General features: G+C 68.7%; 14 protein-coding genes. 9 read left to right on the top strand and 5 right to left on the bottom strand.

The window, feature by feature from the left end:
* The first annotated feature begins 95 nt into the window (after positions 1 to 95).
* Together HEB94_RS45225 and HEB94_RS45220 are read left to right on the top strand one after the other, a co-directional pair.
* On the top strand, positions 96 to 1,001 hold the full coding sequence (locus tag HEB94_RS45225; protein ID WP_192755542.1) for a phytanoyl-CoA dioxygenase family protein: 906 nt from the start codon (positions 96 to 98) through the stop codon (positions 999 to 1,001).
* 164 nt (positions 1,002 to 1,165) lie between these two features.
* Positions 1,166 to 2,620, top strand: coding sequence for an MFS transporter (locus tag HEB94_RS45220; protein ID WP_192755541.1), 1,455 nt, complete (start codon positions 1,166 to 1,168; stop codon positions 2,618 to 2,620).
* A gap of 164 nt (positions 2,621 to 2,784) precedes the next feature.
* Here HEB94_RS45220 and HEB94_RS45215 read toward each other — a convergent pair whose 3' ends face one another.
* Positions 2,785 to 4,518 (bottom strand): IlvD/Edd family dehydratase, encoded by a 1,734-nt coding sequence (locus tag HEB94_RS45215; protein WP_192755540.1) that lies wholly within the window; start codon positions 4,516 to 4,518, stop codon positions 2,785 to 2,787.
* Positions 4,519 to 4,810: 292 nt separating this feature from the next.
* Between HEB94_RS45215 and HEB94_RS45210 the strand changes: the two genes are divergently transcribed.
* The 3 genes from HEB94_RS45210 (at position 4,811) to HEB94_RS45200 (ending at position 8,183) form a co-directional block, all read left to right on the top strand.
* On the top strand, positions 4,811 to 6,058 hold the full coding sequence (locus HEB94_RS45210) for an MFS transporter (RefSeq protein ID WP_192755539.1): 1,248 nt from the start codon (positions 4,811 to 4,813) through the stop codon (positions 6,056 to 6,058).
* Positions 6,059 to 6,268: 210 nt separating this feature from the next.
* Entirely contained in the window at positions 6,269 to 7,075 is an 807-nt protein-coding gene (locus tag HEB94_RS45205) for a hypothetical protein (RefSeq protein ID WP_192755538.1), read from the top strand.
* 388 nt (positions 7,076 to 7,463) lie between these two features.
* Positions 7,464 to 8,183, top strand: a complete 720-nt coding sequence (locus HEB94_RS45200) for a hypothetical protein (RefSeq protein WP_192755537.1) — start codon at positions 7,464 to 7,466, stop codon at positions 8,181 to 8,183.
* Positions 8,184 to 8,332: 149 nt separating this feature from the next.
* Here HEB94_RS45200 and HEB94_RS45195 read toward each other — a convergent pair whose 3' ends face one another.
* Genes HEB94_RS45195 through HEB94_RS45185 form a run of 3 tightly spaced genes read right to left on the bottom strand, consistent with a single transcriptional unit; the run spans position 8,333 to position 11,546 of the window.
* Positions 8,333 to 9,229 carry a carbohydrate ABC transporter permease gene (locus HEB94_RS45195; protein ID WP_192755536.1) on the bottom strand — a complete coding sequence of 299 codons (897 nt, stop codon included), beginning with the start codon at positions 9,227 to 9,229 and terminating at the stop codon, positions 8,333 to 8,335.
* A 2-nt stretch (positions 9,230 to 9,231) separates the two neighbouring features.
* Positions 9,232 to 10,164 carry an ABC transporter permease subunit gene (locus HEB94_RS51880; protein ID WP_192755535.1) on the bottom strand — a complete coding sequence of 311 codons (933 nt, stop codon included), beginning with the start codon at positions 10,162 to 10,164 and terminating at the stop codon, positions 9,232 to 9,234.
* A 41-nt stretch (positions 10,165 to 10,205) separates the two neighbouring features.
* Entirely contained in the window at positions 10,206 to 11,546 is a 1,341-nt protein-coding gene (locus HEB94_RS45185) for an extracellular solute-binding protein (protein WP_192755534.1), read from the bottom strand.
* Positions 11,547 to 11,683: 137 nt separating this feature from the next.
* On the opposite strand from HEB94_RS45185, the gene arfA reads away from it, so the two are divergent.
* The 4 genes from arfA (at position 11,684) to pyrE (ending at position 16,006) form a co-directional block, all read left to right on the top strand.
* Positions 11,684 to 13,180 (top strand): arabinosylfuranosidase ArfA, encoded by a 1,497-nt coding sequence (arfA, locus tag HEB94_RS45180; RefSeq protein WP_192755533.1) that lies wholly within the window; start codon positions 11,684 to 11,686, stop codon positions 13,178 to 13,180.
* A 42-nt stretch (positions 13,181 to 13,222) separates the two neighbouring features.
* Positions 13,223 to 14,254 (top strand): zinc-dependent alcohol dehydrogenase, encoded by a 1,032-nt coding sequence (locus HEB94_RS45175; RefSeq protein WP_192755532.1) that lies wholly within the window; start codon positions 13,223 to 13,225, stop codon positions 14,252 to 14,254.
* 83 nt (positions 14,255 to 14,337) lie between these two features.
* Complete coding sequence (locus HEB94_RS45170; protein ID WP_192755531.1) at positions 14,338 to 15,426, top strand: family 43 glycosylhydrolase; 1,089 nt, start codon at positions 14,338 to 14,340, stop codon at positions 15,424 to 15,426.
* Positions 15,427 to 15,460: 34 nt separating this feature from the next.
* Positions 15,461 to 16,006, top strand: a complete 546-nt coding sequence (gene pyrE, locus HEB94_RS45165) for an orotate phosphoribosyltransferase (RefSeq protein WP_192755530.1) — start codon at positions 15,461 to 15,463, stop codon at positions 16,004 to 16,006.
* Between the two features lie 26 nt (positions 16,007 to 16,032).
* On the opposite strand, the gene HEB94_RS45160 is transcribed toward pyrE, so the two are convergent.
* Positions 16,033 to 17,067 (bottom strand): LacI family DNA-binding transcriptional regulator, encoded by a 1,035-nt coding sequence (locus HEB94_RS45160; RefSeq protein ID WP_192755529.1) that lies wholly within the window; start codon positions 17,065 to 17,067, stop codon positions 16,033 to 16,035.
* Between the last annotated feature and the right edge of the window lie 148 nt (positions 17,068 to 17,215).

Here is a 17,215-nt window from a genome sequence, read left to right as displayed (position 1 = left end):
AGACAGGTTAAGGAGCATCGCGGGCATGGCCGCCAACCCCTGGTCGAGGCGATGCTTGTTTCGGGATTGTGCGATCTCCGATGGAGGGAATGGTCATGTCCACAGTGACGGCGCAGACGGCGGATCGGTCGGGTGTAGTGCTGCACGAGACGATCTCGGACGCGTTGATCGAGCAGATTCGCGAGGACGGGTTCGGGGTGCTGAAGAACGCCCTTACGCCCGATGAGGTGGCCGAGATCAACGCCGAGGCGGTGCGGTTGTGCCGCGGCGACCTGGGCGAGATCCGCAGGGTGACACCGGCGGGCCCCGACGACTCCGACGAGGACGTCATGCGGCGCTACCTGTGCATCCACTTCCCGAACAAGCTGTCGCAGGTCATCGCCCAGTCGCTGCATCACCCGCGGATCGTGGACGTCCTCACCAAGGTGATCGGCCCGAACGTCAAGGCCATGCAGTCCATGCTGTTCATGAAGTCCGAGGGTAAGCCCGGCCAGGCCTGGCACCAGGACGAGTTCTTCATCCCGACCCGCGACCGCTCCCTCACCGCGGCCTGGATCGCGCTGGACGACGCGACCATCGAGAACGGCTGCCTCTGGGTCCTTCCCGGTTCGCACAAGCGGGGCGTCATCTACCCCGACCGGGAGCAGGACGACGAGCGGTTCGACTGCACCGTGGAGTTGTACGACTTCCCCTACCGCGACGAGGACGCCGTTCCGGTGGAGATCCCGGCGGGCTCGACGGTGATCTTCAACGGCTACCTGCTGCACCGGTCGCTGCCGAACTCCGGCAAGCACGGCTTCCGCCGCGCGCTGACCAACCACTACATGAGCGCGGAGTCGCTGCTGCCGTGGAACCGCGTACCCGATGACGTCCACGTCGCGAAGTGGGACTACCGCGACATCGTGATGGTCGCCGGGCAGGACCCCTACGCCTACAAGGGAACGATCGACGTGGCGCGGCCAGGCGTACGCCAGGACAAGGAGGGCGGCTGCGACCGCTGACGTCGCCAGGTGAGGTCATGATCCGACGCGCGTCACCGGCACGGGAGGAGGACGATGGAACGGCGACGCGCTGAGTCCCTGGCCGTCGGCCGTTCCAGAAGCCACGTCCTGACGGTCCGCGCTCGACAGTCTGGGTCCCGCGCCCCACGGGGGAGGAGTCCCAGATGTCCGATGCGGGCGGTGCAGAAGCGGGTGGAGCGGACAGGCTGACCATCGGGGACGTGACGGTCACCGACGAGGCAGTCGTCAAACGTGCGGTGAAGGCGGCCGCTATCGGCAACATCACCGAGTGGTACGACTTCGGTGTCTACTCGTACTTGACGGCGATCATCTCCCGCGTCTTCTTCTCCGGGCTCCCGTCGGGCCTGGCCCTGGTCGCGACCCTGGCCACTTTCGCCGTGTCGTTCCTCGTCCGCCCGTTCGGTGGGTTGTTCTTCGGGCCGCTCGGCGACCGGGTCGGGCGGACGAAGGTGCTGTCGGTCACGGTGATCATGATGGCGCTGGGCACCACTCTGCTGGGCGTGATCCCGAGCTACGCCGCGATCGGTGTCGCCGCGCCGCTGCTGGTGCTGTTCGGCCGGTTGGTGCAGGGGTTCTCCACCGGTGGCGAGTACGGCGGCGCCATGACGTTCATCGCGGAGTACGCGCCGGACAAGCGGCGCGGGTTCCTGGGTAGCTGGCTCGAGTTCGGCACCCTGACGGGCTACACCTTCGGTGCCGTCCTGGTCACGGTTCTCACCACGGTCCTCACCGACGCGCAGATGCTGTCCTGGGGGTGGCGGATCCCGTTCCTGATCGCGTTGCCGATCGGGTTGGTCGGGCTCTATCTGCGGCTACGGCTGGAGGAGACACCGGCGTTCGAACGACTCCTGGCGAAGTCGCCGCAGCAGAAGGGAACGCCCACCCGGGACGAGTTCCGGCTGATCTTCAGCAAACACTGGCGGTCGCTGTTACTGGTGGGCGGTCTGGTGATCGCGTGGAACGTCACCAACTACATGCTGACGAGCTACATGCCCACCTATCTGACCGACACGTTGCCGGGCCACGCGGAGGAGGGCACCACCCGGACCGTCTCGGACCTGATGCAGATCGCGGTCCTGGTCATCCTGCTCGTGCTCGTGACGTTCCTCGGCCGGCTGAGTGATCGGGTGGGCCGGCGTCCGGTGCTGATGGTCGGCTGCGCCGCCCTCGTGGTCCTCTCGATTCCCGCCGTCCTGCTGTTGCGCGCCGGCGGGCTCGGCCCGACGTTCCTCGGCCTGCTCATCATGGGCCTCACCCTGGTGTGCTTCTCCTCGACGTGTCCGTCGACCCTGCCGGCGTTGTTCCCCACCGAGATCCGGTACGGCGGGCTGTCCATCGCGTTCAACATCTTCGTGTCCGCGTTCGGTGGGACCACCGCCACGGTGATGGGCGCTCTCGTGCTCGCGACGGGCGACCTCAACTGGCCCGGCTACTACCTCGTCGCAGCCGGTGCCATCGGGGCGGTCAGCGCGCTCCTGATCCGTGAGCCGGCACGCCAGCCGCTGGCAGGGTCCAGCCCCTCCGTCTCGACGCTGGCGGAGGCGCGGGAGTTGGTCGCTCGCGCGCGGGGTGGACCGGAGTTGGGGGAGACACCCTAGACAGGGGCGTCAGCTCCTCACCGAACCGATCATCAGGTCGTCACGGATGTGGTCGCGGCCGACCGTGCGCATGGAAAAGGGGCGCCACCCCTTCGCGGGTGACGCCCCTTCGTGCTTGCGTGCGGCCTGTGCGCTGACGTACGGCGCGGCCGTTCGCCGTCGGGTCAGTGCGACTCGCGCGGCACCTTGTGGCCACGAGAGCCGCGGAGGAAGTCGAAGTCGACGCCCTCGTGGGCCTGCGTGACGTGGGTGGTGTAGAGCCAGGCGTAGCCGCTGTCGTACTTCTGCTCGGGCGCCTGCCACGCCGCGCGGCGGCGTTCGAGCTCCTCGTCGGAGACGTCGAGGGTGATGCTGCGCGAGGGCACGTCGAGGGTGATCCGGTCGCCGGTCTGGACGAGGGCGAGCGGGCCACCCACGGCCGCCTCAGGCGACACGTGCAGGACGACCGTGCCGTACGCGGTGCCACTCATCCGGCCGTCGCAGATCCGCACCATGTCGGTCACGCCGGCCTTGAGCAGCTTGGTCGGCAGCGGCACGTTGGACACCTCGGGCATGCCCGGGTAGCCCTTCGGTCCGGCGTAGCGGATGACGAGGATGTCGGACTCGGTGACGTCCATGTCGGGGTCGTCGGAGACGGCGTGGTAGTCCTCGGGGGAGTCGAAGACGAGCGCGCGGCCCTCGTGCTTGAGCAGGTGCGGGGAGACGGCGGACTGCTTGATGACCGCGCCGTTCGGAGCGAGGTTGCCGCGCAGGACCGCGGTGCCGGTGCCGGCCGGCTGGAACGGCTCCTCCATGCTGTGGATCACGTCGTCGTTGAAGCACTCCGCGCCGGAGTTGTTCTCCGCGATGGCGCGCCCGGTGACCGTGACCTGCTCGTTGTTGAGCAGGCCGGCCTCGGACAGCTGGCGCAGGACGACCGGCAGGCCGCCCGCGTAGCAGAAGTCCTCCATGAGGTACTTGCCGGACGGCATCAGGTTGACCAGCGTCGGAACCGGCCGGGCGAGCGCGTCGAAGTCGTCCAACTCGAGCTTGACGCCGAGGCGACCCGCGAGGGCCAGCAGGTGGACGATGGCGTTGGTGGAACCGCCGATGGCGGCGTTGGCGCGGATGGCGTTCTCGAACGCCTCGCGGGTCATGATCTGGCTCGGACGCAGGTCCTCGTGGACCATCGTGACGATCCGCCGTCCGGCCTCCTGGGCGATCTCGTAGCGGCGCGCGTCGACCGCGGGCCAGGTCGCCGACCCCGGCAGCTGCATGCCGAGCGCCTCGGCGACGCAAGCCATGGTTGACGCCGTACCCATGGTCATACAGTGGCCGTTGGACCGCGCCATGCAACCCTCGGCGAAGTAGCACTCCTCCTGGGTCATCTTGCCGGTCTTGAGGTCTTCCTCGAACTTCCACACGTGCGTGCCGGAGCCGACGTCCTGGCCGCGGTACTTGCCATTGAGCATCGGCCCGCCGGTGACCATGATCGACGGCAGGTCGACCGAGGCGGCTGCCATCAGCAGACCGGGGGTCGTCTTGTCACACCCGGACAGGAGCACCGTGCCGTCCAGCGGGTTGGCGCGCATCAGCTCCTCGGCCTCCATGGCGAGGAGGTTGCGGTAGAACATCGCCGTGGGCCGCAGCATCGTCTCGCCGAGCGCCATCGCCGGGAACTCCAGCGGGAAGCCTCCGGCCTGCCAGACGCCCCGCTTGACCGCCTCGGCCACCCGGTGCAGGTGGGCGTTGCAGGGGGCGAGCTCCGACCACGTGGTCGCGATGCCGATCACGGGTCTGCCGTCGAAGACCTCCGGCCCGAAGCCCTGGTTGCGCATCCAGGACCGGTGGGTCATTCCGCTGCGGCCGGTCGCGCCGAACCAGGCGCGGCTGCGTAGGCCGTTCGTCTCCGCTGACATCTCGTAACTCCTTAGGTCGATCGCCTCGTCCGGCATGCAGGCGACAGCTTAGACATCAGATGTATTCTGCGCCCCCTTTACCGTTGACGGTCGGCTCGGGTGCGACCAGCATGGGCGGTGCGTACTGGCGAGTAAGCGCAGCGTGGCGCACGGTCTCAGATCGCGGTCCTGTTGCAGAATTGTGACTCTCCGGATCGCAATCGGGACCGCTGGCGTGGAACCCTTGCCGGCACGCGGTAGTCGAACGCACACGCATCCGCCGGTGGAGGCGGCTCGACGGAAAGGAGCGACGGTGCAGCGGGAGCGGGCGCCCTATCGAGAGCCTCGCTTCCTCGGATACACCTTCGCCCGCGGACTCAGCCTCGTCGGCGACAACGTCTGGTGGATCGCGGTCGGTTGGTCCGCGGCCCACCTCGGCGACCCTGGCCTGACCGGCATCGTGCTGGCCGCCGCCGGTGTCCCCCGGGTGGCGTTGATGCTCCTCGGCGGTGTGCTCGCCGACCTGCGCGGCTCGCGGCGCATCATGCTCACCGCCGACGTGCTCGCGGCCGCCGTCGCCCTCAGCGGGGCCTTCCTCACCAGCGGGAGCGCGACCGCGTCCGCCTGGTTGCTGATCGCCCTCGCCATCGTCTTCGGGACCATCGACGCGTTCTACCTGCCCGCCGCCAACAGCTACCTCGCGAGCCTGCTGCCCCCGCACCAGCTCCCCAAGGGCGCCGCGATCCGGCAGTTCACCAAGAGCGTCGCCGAAGCCGGCGGCCGGGGGCTCGGCGGCATCCTGGTCGCGGTCGGTGGGTTCTCCCTCGCGGCCTACGTCAACGCCGCGACGTTCCTCGGCTGTTTCGGCATCCTGCTGCTCGTCCGACCACGGTTCCCGGCCGAGCCGGCGTCCGGGCGGCCCGGCGTGCGACAGGCGCTCGGCGAGGGTCTGCGCTACGTCGCCGGCCACCCGCTGATCCGCGGGCTCGCCCTCGTGACGCTCGTCCTCAACACGGTCGCCATCCCGATGGAGACCGTCGGGCTCGCGCTGAAGGCGCAGGACCTGCACTGGGGTGCGGCGGGCTACGGCCTGGCCGCCGGCTTCCTCGGCGGCGGCCTCATCGCCGGTGGTCTGCTCGGGACGGTGATGAAGACGCCGGCCAGACCCGGCCTCGCCCTCGCCCTGTGGCTCGTCGCCGCGCTGCCCGGCTTCGCCGGACTGGTGCTGAGCACCGACCTGTCGGTGGTGTGCGCCTCGGTCGCCTTGTGGTCGCTGTGCCTCGGGCCGTCGAACGCCATCCTCAGCGGACTGCTGCTGACCGCGACCCGGCGCGACGTCCTCGCCCGCGTGCAGAGCGTCGTCAGTGTCCTGTCCAGCGCCATGACGCCGCTCGGCACGGCCGCGTTCGGCATCCTGGTGGGTGTCACGAGCCTGACCACCGTCGGCGCCATCTGCCTGGTCAGTCTGGTCGCGACCGCGATCTGGATGCTCGCCACACCGGCCATCAGCCGGGCCGAACTACCCCGCCGGAGCGACGCGGCCATTCCGGCGTCCAGGTAGGGCCGGGCACAGCAAGCGACGCCGCTCTCACCTGCTGTTCGCGCTGTGGACGGCCCTCGGTCGGTGACACCTCAGCCTCGCGTTCGACTTCGCCTGTTAGAAGCAGCCGTGGGTTGTCTGGTGCCCTGCTCGCCCTCGTCGAGCAAGGCGTCGGTCGGACCCTCGTACGCGCATGCCAGTCAGGGAAGTCCACAGGAAAGGCTGCCCGCAATGAACCAGGCGTCCACGACCCTTCGCCGGGTCGACGAGTGTGTGAACAAGCTCGATGCCATCGCAGAAGAGATCAATCACTGGAGCATGTCCGAGCGTCTCGAGTTCCTTCAGGGCATCCGGACGGTCGCCGCGGCGCTCGGCGCCGGTGAGCGCTGGAGGAATCTCGAGGGCGTCATCGCCTTCTTCCGGGATCACGAGATGGGCGGACCCGGCACGTGGGTCTCCTACGTGAACGCGGGAGTCCTGGAGGGCGTCGAGCGCGGTGTCGCAATCGCGCTCGGGTACTCCGTCGACGAGTTCGACAACGCCGGGTCGGCCGCGTGGGCCGAGTACCTCACCCAGCTGCGCGACGGCAGGCTTGCCACCCCGGGCCTGCACAACGAGGCATGGAGCCGGGCCAAGGAGATCGGCACGGACGCCGGGCTGGTACTGGCGGAGAAGCGTAACGGGCTCAAGCCCACGATCCAGGAGCAGCAGTTCCTTCGGTTCGCCCAGATCTACAACTGGGGAATGCGGAACAGGCCGGTTCTGGACCTGGCCATCACCATGCTCAGCGCCAGCAAGCAGGTCGACGGCCTGACACCGGAACTGGCCGACTGGTTCATGGACGTAGGCGACTCCGACGCCACGCGGGTCGGCTGCGAAATCGCCTGGGAGATCGCGCAGGTCGAGCTGCCGGAACTCTCCGGAGTCTCCGGGATGTTCAACCTGTTCAGCATCTACAATCTTGCTGTCTCGCGGCTCCCCGAACTGGTCAAGGCCTACCAGCAGCGCGGCGCCTCGACCGCCGTCGAAGGCCGCTAGCGACGCCGTAGCACTTGTGGTGGCCGTTGGAAGTGGGCCCCTTCCGATTGGTCGGAAGGGGCCCTTGACGTGATGCGCTGGAAAGTGTGGAAAGAATCCGAGGCCACGTAATCTCGGCAATCACTGTTCGCATTGTCGATACCACACGTTCCACGGTGTTCCATTGACCGACGAAAAATCTCGTCGATACGGTTGGGCCGCTGTCGAAAGAGGCGCTTTTCCATCTTCGACGGGGCCGAGAAAGGCCTCGAGAGGAGCCCTTGTGAGATCCAGGATAGTGAGTTCTCTGGTGGCGGTAGTGGCCGTCGGCACGCTCGGTTTGGCGGCAACCCCCGCATCGGCATCGTCTGGCAGCACCCTGCGCGTCAGCCAGGATGGCGCCGGTCAGGTGGCGATCCAGCAGGGCTCGACGCTGCGTGCCGGGCTCATCAGCGTCAACGTCACCAGCGCGTACGCCGCCGCCGACCCCGAGACATTCCAGCTTCGCAACGGCGCGACGCTTTCGCAGATGGACGTCAAGATCGCCGAAGCCGGCAACTGGCAGGTCGACGCCACCAAGGCCGCCGAGGCGATGCAGTGGTTCGTGCGCAACACGACCTTCTACGGCGGCCTCAGCGCGGTCGGCCAGGTGTCGTACACGACGGTGCTGAAGGACGGCAGCTACTACGCGGCGCAGGTCAACAACCCGTCGGCGACGGCGCGGACGTTCCGGGTGCTCGGCAAGACGCAGGCCACCCTGCCGGCGACCAACCAGTCCATCACGCTGAAGGAGCCCGATCGGTTCGTGGTGGCCGGCTCCGGTGGCAAGCTGCGCGGCGGTCCGCTCCGGGTCTCCAACGACTCGGGTGAGCTGCACTTCGCGCAACTCGTGCAGGTCCAGCCCGGCACGACGGACGCCGACATCACCGCCTGGTTCGCCGGCGGTGCGAACCCGACACTCACCGGAGGCGCGGTGCTGAACTTCGGCACCCAGACGCCCGGCCGGGCAGCCGTGGTCGACGTCACGGTGCCGAGTGGTACGTACGCGCTGCTCGACTACATCCCGGACACCACCTCCGGGATGCCGCACGCCTTCGGCGGCATGCACGCCGTGGTCACCGTCGCCTGATCCGCGGCCGGTTCGTGCCTCGGTAAGCGCGTGCCAGCATCGAAAGGCCGGCCACCAGTTGCCCACGGACGGGCAACCGGTGGCCGATGTCTGTCAGGAAGCGAGCCAGGCACTGACTCAGGAGTGAGCCTGGCCGACTCTCGCGAAGCTCAGCCCTTCAGACCGGTGCCCGCGATGCCTTCCACGATCCTGCGCTGGAAGAGAAGGAACACGACCAGGAGCGGCAACGCACCGAGGATCGCGGACGCCATGATCGAGGCGTACTGGATGCCGTAGGAACTGGAGACCGTGGCCAGACCGACGGGCAGCGTCATGAGGTTCGTGCTCGTCAACACCAGCAGTGGCCACAGGAAGTTGTTCCAGGACCAGACGAAGGTGAAGATCGCGACCGCCGACATGGCCGGCCGGGACAGCGGCAGGAAGATCTGGAGGAAGATCCGGAACCTGCTGGCGCCGTCGACGAGCGCCGCCTCCTCGAGTTCGTGCGGGATACCGTCGAAGAACTGCTTGAAGACGAAGACCGCCACCGGTGCAGGGATCTGCGGCAGGATCACTGCCCAGTATGTGTCGATCATCCCGAACGCGGCGAACTCCCGGAACAGCGGCACGATCAGTGCCTGGCCGGGGATCATGATGCCGGCCAGGATCACCCAGAAGACGATCTGGCTACCCCGGAAGCGGATCCGGGACAGCGCGAACGCCGCCATGCTCGCGACGATCACCGACAGCCCCGCGACGAGGATGGAGATGATCGCGCTGTTGGCGTACCACTGCAGGATGTTGCCCGCCTGGATGACGTTCTTGAACGCGTCGAGGGTCGGGTTGTCGATCAGCCAGGTGACGGGAACCTTGGTCGTCTCGCCCTCGGGCTTGAGTGAGGTGTCGAGCGCCCACAGCAGGGGGACCAGCCACAGGATGGCGAAGGCGATCAGGACGCCGACGCACACGCCGTTGAAGATCCGGACCCGGCCACTGGGCGAGTCGGGGCGGACGGCGGCCCGGGACGGCTTGGCACTACGACGGTTGCTGGTCAGGGTGGTGGTCATTCTCAGGCACCCTTCTCCTGGCGGCGGACGATCGCGAACCACACCAGCGAAACCACCAGGATCAACAGGAAGAGCAGCATGGACACGGCCGAGCCGTAGCCCACCCGGTAGTCCGTGAAGCCGACGTCGTAGATGTACTGGATCGCTGGCCTGGTCGTGAAGTCCGGCCCGCCACTGGTCATGAGGTAGATCTGGTCGAAGATCTTCAGCGAGGCGATCGCCTGCAGCACCGCGACCAGGGTCGTGGTCCGGCCGAGGAGCGGCACGGTGATCCGGGTCATCTGCTGCCAGGGACTCGCGCCGTCGATCGATGCCGCCTCGTAGAGGTCACGCGGGATCTCCTGCAGGCCGGCGACGTAGAGCACGAAGTTGAAGCCGAGCGTCCACCACACGGTCGTGATGGCGACCGAGACCATCGCCCAGTTCGGGTCGCCGAGCCAGACCGGGGAGGTGAACCCGAGCCGGGACACGACGTCGCTGAGCAGACCGAGGTCAGGGGTGTAGACCCAGGTCCAGATCAGCGCGACGACCGCGGAGGGAAGGACGTACGGAGCGAAGAAGGCGAGCCGGAAGAACCACCGGCCCCGGGTCATCCGGTCGGCCAGCAGCGCGAACGCCAGGGCCAGGATGACCAGCGGCGGCGTGGTGAGGATCGTGAACCACACCGTGTGCCACAGCGAGGACCAGAACTCCGGTGTCCGGAAGGCCTCGGCGTAGTTGGCGAAGCCCGCGAACTCACCGAGGCCACCCTTGACGAGGCTGGCGTGGAAGAAGCTCATCACCAGGCCGTAGAGGCTGGGCCCGATCAGGAAGAGCGCGTAGAGGACGAGGAACGGTGCGAGGAAGCCGAAGCCGGCGACCGCCGGCCGTCCCCGACGACCGGATCCGGTGGCCGTGGCGTCCGCGGTCCGGGGCGCGAGTGTCGAGGTACCCACGAGACCTCCTGGGTATCGAAAGGGCAGTTGCGGGGAGGTCGTCAGATTGGCGACGCGGTACGGGCGAGCGCGCTGATGCCTTGTTGGATCTGCCGGATCGCGGCCTCTGGTGCGGTCCGTCCGGCCAGCACGCCACCGAGTGCGGAGCCGGCCACCTGCTCGAAGTTGGAGCCGGAGCCGGAGTACCACGCGGGTGGGTCGTAGACGGCGCTTTCCGCGGCATCGGCGTAGTTGGACTGCGGCTTGATGGAGCGGTACTTCGTGCTCTCCTGGACGGGCAGCCAGGTCGGGATGTGACCACCTTCGGCCCAGGTGATGCTCTGGTCGAGCATCGACCGGACGAAGCCGAGCACCCGGTCGAGCCGCTCACGCTCGAAGGGCGCCTTGCCAGGCAGCACGAAGCTGTGTGAGTCGGCCTGCACGGCGTAGGTCCCGCCCATCAGGTTGGGGAACTTCGTCATGCTGAACGGCAGCTTCGACGTGACGAACGTCGAGACCTCCCACTCGCCCTGGAAGAAGAACGCCGAGCGGCTGTTGGCGAACAGCGCGATGGCGCCGCCGTAGTCGATGGTGGTGGGCAGCACCTTCTCCTCGACGGTGAGTCGGCGCATCAGCGCGGCGGCGCGGATCGCCTTCTCGGGCTCGAGGATCTCCTCCGGTGCGGACCCCATCAACAGCTTGCCGCCGAGTTGGCCGTAGAGGCTGAAAAAGAACCGCCACGGGGTCGCGATGTCACCGATCGTGGCGACCGCGCCGCCCCAGCCGCCCGTGGCCTCCTTGGCCTTGTGCAGCGCCTCGATGAATCCGTCCTCGTTGTCGAGGGAGACGAGGTTGCCGTCGCTGTCCAGTAAGCCGGCCTTGTCGGCGAGCTCGGTGTTGTAGAACATCACGAACGGGTGCGTGTCGAGCGGGATCGCATAGATCTTGCCGTCGATCGTGGCGCGGTCAAGCGCACGTTGCACGAACTTGTCCGGTTGCATGCCGTGGCGCGCGAGGTCTTCGGGCTCGAACGGCTGGAGCAGGTCCGCACCCGCGAGGGTGGGTACGCGGGTCAGGTGGGAGATGGCCACGTCGGGTGGTTGTGCCCCGAGGGTGGCCAGCGAAAGCTTCGTGTAATAAGGGTTTCCCCAGGTGAGTGTGACCGCTTCGAGGTCCACGTCCGGGTTCTGCTTCTGGTAGGCGGCCTCCATCTGCTTCATGCGCACGCCGTCGCCGCCGCCGAGGAGGTTCCAGTAGGTGAGTACGTTCGAGCTTGGAGCCGATCCGGTGAAGCCGGACGCTACCTGATCCGCGCAACCGGTGAGTCCGCCGGCGGCGGCGCCGCCCGCGACCAACAACCCGGCAGTCCGGAGGAGATCACGTCGGCTCGGGAGTGGTGCCATGACTTCTCCAGCACCTCCGTCCGATATATCGAACAATGTGCGTCATATCGACGCACAGGCTACGATCACGTGCCGGCGACGTCAACGTTGGAATGACGTTGACTCCGCGCCTTCGGACTCAGTGCGGAAGGAAGCTCGTGAAGCAGGCCAAATTCACCCTCGACCCCGCCTTCCGGATCGGCGCCGTCGATCCACGCGTGCGGGGCTCCTTCGTCGAACACCTCGGCCGCTGTGTCTACGGCGGGATCTACGAGCCTGACCACCCGGACGCCGACTCCGACGGCTTCCGGAACGACGTCCTCGACCTCACCCGTGAGCTCGGTGTCACCACTGTGCGTTACCCCGGCGGCAACTTCGTGTCGGGCTACCAGTGGGAGGACGCGATCGGCCCGCGCTCGGAGCGGCCGCGTCGACTCGACCTCGCCTGGAAGACGCTGGAGACCAACGAGGTCGGCGTCGACGAGTTCGCCGCCTGGTGCCGCAAGGCCGGCGTCGCGCCGATGATGGCGGTCAACCTCGGCACGCGCGGCGTCCAGGAGGCCGCCGCCCTGGTCGAGTACTGCAACCACCCCGCCGGCAGCTACTGGTCGGACCTGCGGGCGAAGTACGGCGCCAAGGAGCCGCACGACATCAAGATCTGGTGCCTCGGCAACGAGATGGACGGGCCCTGGCAGATCGCGCACAAGAGCGCCCGCGACTACGGCATCCTCGCCAACCAGACCGCCAAGGCGATGCGCCTGGTCGACCCCGACCTCGAGCTGGTCGCCTGCGGTAGTTCCCACCGCCGGATGGCCACTTTCGGCGCGTGGGAGGCGGAGGTCCTCGAGCACACCTACAACGTCGTCGACTACATCTCGTTGCACTCCTACTACAAGCCGAAGGACGGCGACTTCGCGAGCTTCCTCGCCTCCGGCGTGGAGATGGACGCGATGATCGACGAGGTGGTCGCCACCGCCGACTTCGTCAAGGCGAAGTTGCGGAGCAAGAAGACGATCAACCTCTCCTACGACGAGTGGAACGTCTGGTACCACGAGCCCGGTGACGAGTCGGAGTGGGCGGTCGCCCCGGCGCTCTTCCAGGACCAGTACACCCTGGCCGACGCGGTGGTCGTCGGCTCGCTGCTCAACAGCCTGATCCGGCACGCCGACCGCGTGACGATGGCCTGCTTCGCCCAGCTCGTCAACGTCATCGCCCCGATCACGACGGTCAACGGCGGTCCGGCCTACCGGCAGAGCACCTTCCACCCGATGCGGCTCGCATTCCAGTACGGCGTGGGCGACGCGCTCCGGGTGGAGCCGACCGGACCCGAGGTCGAGACCCCGGAGTACGGCTCGGTCCCGCAGCTCGACGCGACGGCGACCCTCGACCCCGAGACCGGTGACCTGGCGGTCTTCGCCACCAACCGGTCGCTGACCGAGCCGCTGCAGGTCGACGTGGACGTCCGCGCGCTGAAGGACGTCCGGCCGGTCGAGCACCTGAGCGTCCACGGCGAGCGCGACGCGGTCAACACGGTCGACGACCAGGAGCGCATCGTCCCGAGAGCGCAGGACGTGCCGGTCCTCGAGGACGGGCGAGTCCGGTTCGAGCTCCCGCCCATGTCGTGGAGCGTCGTCCGTCTCGCAACCACTCGTTGACCTTCACCCGGTGAACAACTAGCACGAGGAACCTGGTCGGACATGGAAACGATTCCAGCAACGAACCCGTCCGTGGTCGTACGCGGACCCGACGACTTCACGCTGGAGGACCGACCGCTGTCGTCGCCCGGACCAGGCGAGGTCCTGGTCCGGGTCGGCGCGGCCGGCATCTGCGGAAGCGACGTCGAACTCTTCGCCGGCACGCGCCCCGCGGCCTATGTCCGCTATCCCGTCGTGCCCGGACACGAGTGGTCGGGCAGCATCGCCGCTGTCGGCGCCGACGTCGACGGTCTCGACGTGGGCGACCCGGTGGTGGCGCAGGGCTTCCGCAACTGCGGGCGTTGCCCGCGCTGCCGTGAGGGCGCGACCAACCTCTGCGAGGCGGGTTACGCCGAGACCGGCTTCACCCACCCCGGCGCCTTCAGCCACTACGTCGCCGTCCCCGCCCGGCTGGTACACCGGCTCCGGCCGGGCGCCGACCTGGAGGCGGCCGCCCTGCTCGAACCGTCGGCCTGTGTCCTGGAAGGCATCCGCGCCGCCGCGCCGGCGGTCGGGTCCCGGGTCGCGGTGGTCGGCACCGGCACGCTGAGCCTGGTGGCCACCCAGGTGCTCGCCGCCTACAGCCCGAGCGAGCTGGTTCTGATCGGCGACAGCCCGAGCGGCCGCGAACTCGGCATCGCGTGGGGCGCCACCCGCTGCGTGAGCAACGCGGAGGCGCTCGAACCCGGCTGGACCTGCGAGGCCGACGTGGTGTTCGAGGCCGGCAGCCGGCCCACCTCCGCGAAGGCCGCGCTGGCGGCGTCGCGCCGCGGCGCGACCGTCGTCCTGGAAGGGATCCCGGGCGAACCCGCCGCGGGTGACCTCACCGACATCGTGCTCAAGCACCTGTCCGTCCAGGGAGTCTTCGGCGCGTCCGCCGCCGCGTGGGAGCACGTGGTCACGATGTTCAACGCCGGACTGCTCGACCTCGCACCCCTGGTGAGTCACCGGTACGCCGTCACCGACGTCGCGTCCGCGCTCGCCACCCTGCGCGCCCGTCCCGCCGATCTGCGCAAGGTGTTGCTGCTGCCCTGAACGCCGCGTCCCGAAGGCTCGTCGCGGGATCCGGCGCATGCACGTGCGAAGTGTTTCTTCACAGCTAGGTGAAGGAGTGACGCATGGTCAAAGGCATCGTGATCGCGGCGGTCTCCCTTCTGGTGGCGGCGCTTCCCCAGGCCGCTGTCCCGGCCCGGTCGGCCGCGCCGGACCCAGGCCCGGCCGGTGGGCCCGCCACGCCCGGCGCGGTGGGTCAACCCAGCGACGCGGGCCCGCCCGGCGAGGCGGGTCCACCCAGCACCCTCACCGGTGACCTGCGCACCCACGATCCGGCGTTGGTCCGCGAGACCGCCCGGGGCGGCGACTGGTACGTCCTCTCCACCGGCGATCCGGCCGTGGGAGGTGGCAACGTCCAGATCCGTCGTTCGGAGGACTCCCGGCACTGGACCTACGTCGGTACGGTCTTCGACGAGATACCTGCCTGGGTGCGGGCGGAGGTGCCTGGCGTCACCAACATCTGGGCGCCGGAGGTCGTCCAGCACGACGGCGTCTACTACCTCTACTACGCCGCGTCGACGTTCGGCTCCAACCGTTCCGTGATCGGCCTGGCGACCAACACCACCCTCGACGCCGACGACCCCGCCTACCAGTGGGTGGATCGCGGGCTGGTGACCCGATCGGTCCCGGAGAACGACTACAACGCGATCGACGCGGGCGTGGTCGAGGACCGGGCCGGTACGCCCTGGCTGGCGTTCGGGTCGTTCTGGAGCGGGATCCGGATGCTCCAGCTGCGCTGGCCGGACGGAAAGCCCGTCCCCGGGCAGGGCGAGCCGTTGCGTCTCGCCGATCGACACGTACCACCGAACGCGATCGAGGCGCCGTACATCCTCGCGCGGGGCGGTTGGTACTACCTCTTCGTCTCCCTCGACTTCTGCTGCCGGGGCACGGACAGCACCTACAAGATCGCGGTCGGCAGGTCGCGGTCGGTCACCGGCCCCTACTTCGACGAGTTGGGTACGCCGCTCGCCCACGGAGGAGGGACGGTCATCCTCTCCGAGCGCGGGACCATGATCGGCCCGGGCGGCCAGTCGGTCTTCGGCGACACGATGGCCTTCCACTACTACGACGCGACCGCCGGCGGCGACTTCCGGCTCGGCCTTCGCCGGATCCGCTGGACCGCGGACGGCTGGCCACGACTCGACCACCCGTGAGCGTCGGGACGGACGTCGGCCATGCTTGGGGCTCGTGAACCCTGACGACCTCGCGCACCTGATCGACCAACGCTGTCGGCGCTCCGGCCGGTTCGTGCTCCGCTCCGGCCGAGTGGCCTCGGAGTACTTCGACAAGTACCAGTTCGAAGCCGATCCCCGGCTGCTGGACGAGGTGGGCGCGATGCTGGCTCCGCTGATCCCGGCGGGGACGCAGGTGCTGGCCGGACTGGAGATGGGCGGCATCGCGGTTGTCACTGCGCTCGGTCGGCACAGCGGGCTGCCGTGCGCCTTCGTCCGCAAGGTCGCGAAGGAGTACGGCACCGCCCAGCTCGCGGAGGGCGCGCCGATCGAGGGGCGGCAGGTACTGGTGGTCGAGGACGTCGTGACGAGCGGCGGCCAGATCGCGCTGTCCACGAAGGACCTCCGCGACCGCGGCGCCCACGTCGATCACGCGCTGTGCGTCATCGACCGGCAGGAGGGTGGTGCGCAGGCGCTCGCCGCCGACGGGATCACCCTGCACGCGCTGCTCCGCCGTGACGACCTCGACGCCGCCCGTGCCGCCGGCGGCGGCACGACCTGACCCTGGCAGCCGCCCAGGGACACGGCCTAGTGCCGCCGCGGCCCGGTCGACTCGCGGACGACGAGCTGGCAGGGAATGGTCTCCACCCCACCTGAGGTGGGCCGGCCGGCGATCGCCGCGAGCAGGTGTTCGGCGGCGATGCGGCCGACCTCGCCGAGGCTCATGTCGACGGTCGTCAGGGGCGGCCGGGAGGCCAGCGCCATCGCCTCCCAGTTGTCGAACCCGATCAGCGCGACGTCGTCGGGGATCCGGCGGCCCCGCTCGCGGACGGTCTCGGCGACGCCGCGGGCGATCTGGTCGTTGCCGCAGAAGATGGCGTCCGTGTCGGGTTCGGCCCGCAGCAGGATGTCGGCGGCCTGTCGGCCCCACTCCTCCGACCACTCGCCGTGCAGGGGCGCGCCGCCGGCGAGGGGAAGTCCTGCCTCCTCGAGCACCTTCGTCATACCGGCGACCCGTTGCCGGGCGGCGAGGAAGCGATAGGGCCCGGCGACGTGGCCGATCCGCTCGCGTCCGGTCGCGAGCAGGTGCCGGACGGCGAGTTCACCACCGCCCACGTCGTCGGGGATCACCGACAGGTCGTCCGGACTGGTCGACTGGGTCATCGCGTAGACGACCGGGACCGGCAGGTCCGAGCCGATGCTCGGCCGCGGCTCGGTCCGCCGCCCGGTGACGAGAAGTCCGTCGACCCGCCGCGCGAGCAGCGTCTGGATGTGGTGGCGTTCGCGGATGGGATCGTCGCGGGTGTCGCACATGAAGACCGACATCTGACCCGCGCCGAGCGCGTCCTCCGCACCGAGCATCACCGGGATGCTGAACCGACCGAAGCTGTCGGAGGTGACCAGACCGACGGTGAAGGTGCGGCCGCTGAGCAGTCCCCGGGCGAGCGCGTTGGGTCGAAAGCCCAACTCCTCGGCGGCCGAGGTGACCCGCTCGCGGGTCTCCGGTCGCAGCTTCCCGCGACCGTTCAGTGCCTTGGAGGCCGTGCCGACCGACACGCCGGCGAGCGTCGCGACGTCCCTGATGGTGATCGCGCGGGTCGCGGGTGAGAGGGAGTCCGGCAATCTGTTTCCTTCGCTCGGGCCGATCGCAGCCGACACAGAAGTCTAGGCGGGCAAGGCGACGTACGAAATTTGAATACGGAAGGAGGTCTTGACCCTCCGCGTGCGCGCACCTACGTTGTGGGCACTTCGGGAAAACCTATTCCTTGCA

The sequence above is a fragment of the Actinopolymorpha pittospori genome, assembly GCF_014873875.1.
In the GTDB taxonomy this organism is placed as follows: domain Bacteria; phylum Actinomycetota; class Actinomycetes; order Propionibacteriales; family Actinopolymorphaceae; genus Actinopolymorpha; species Actinopolymorpha pittospori.
Note: the sequence above shows the minus strand (reverse complement) of the source record. Positions and strands in the feature narration are given on the sequence as shown.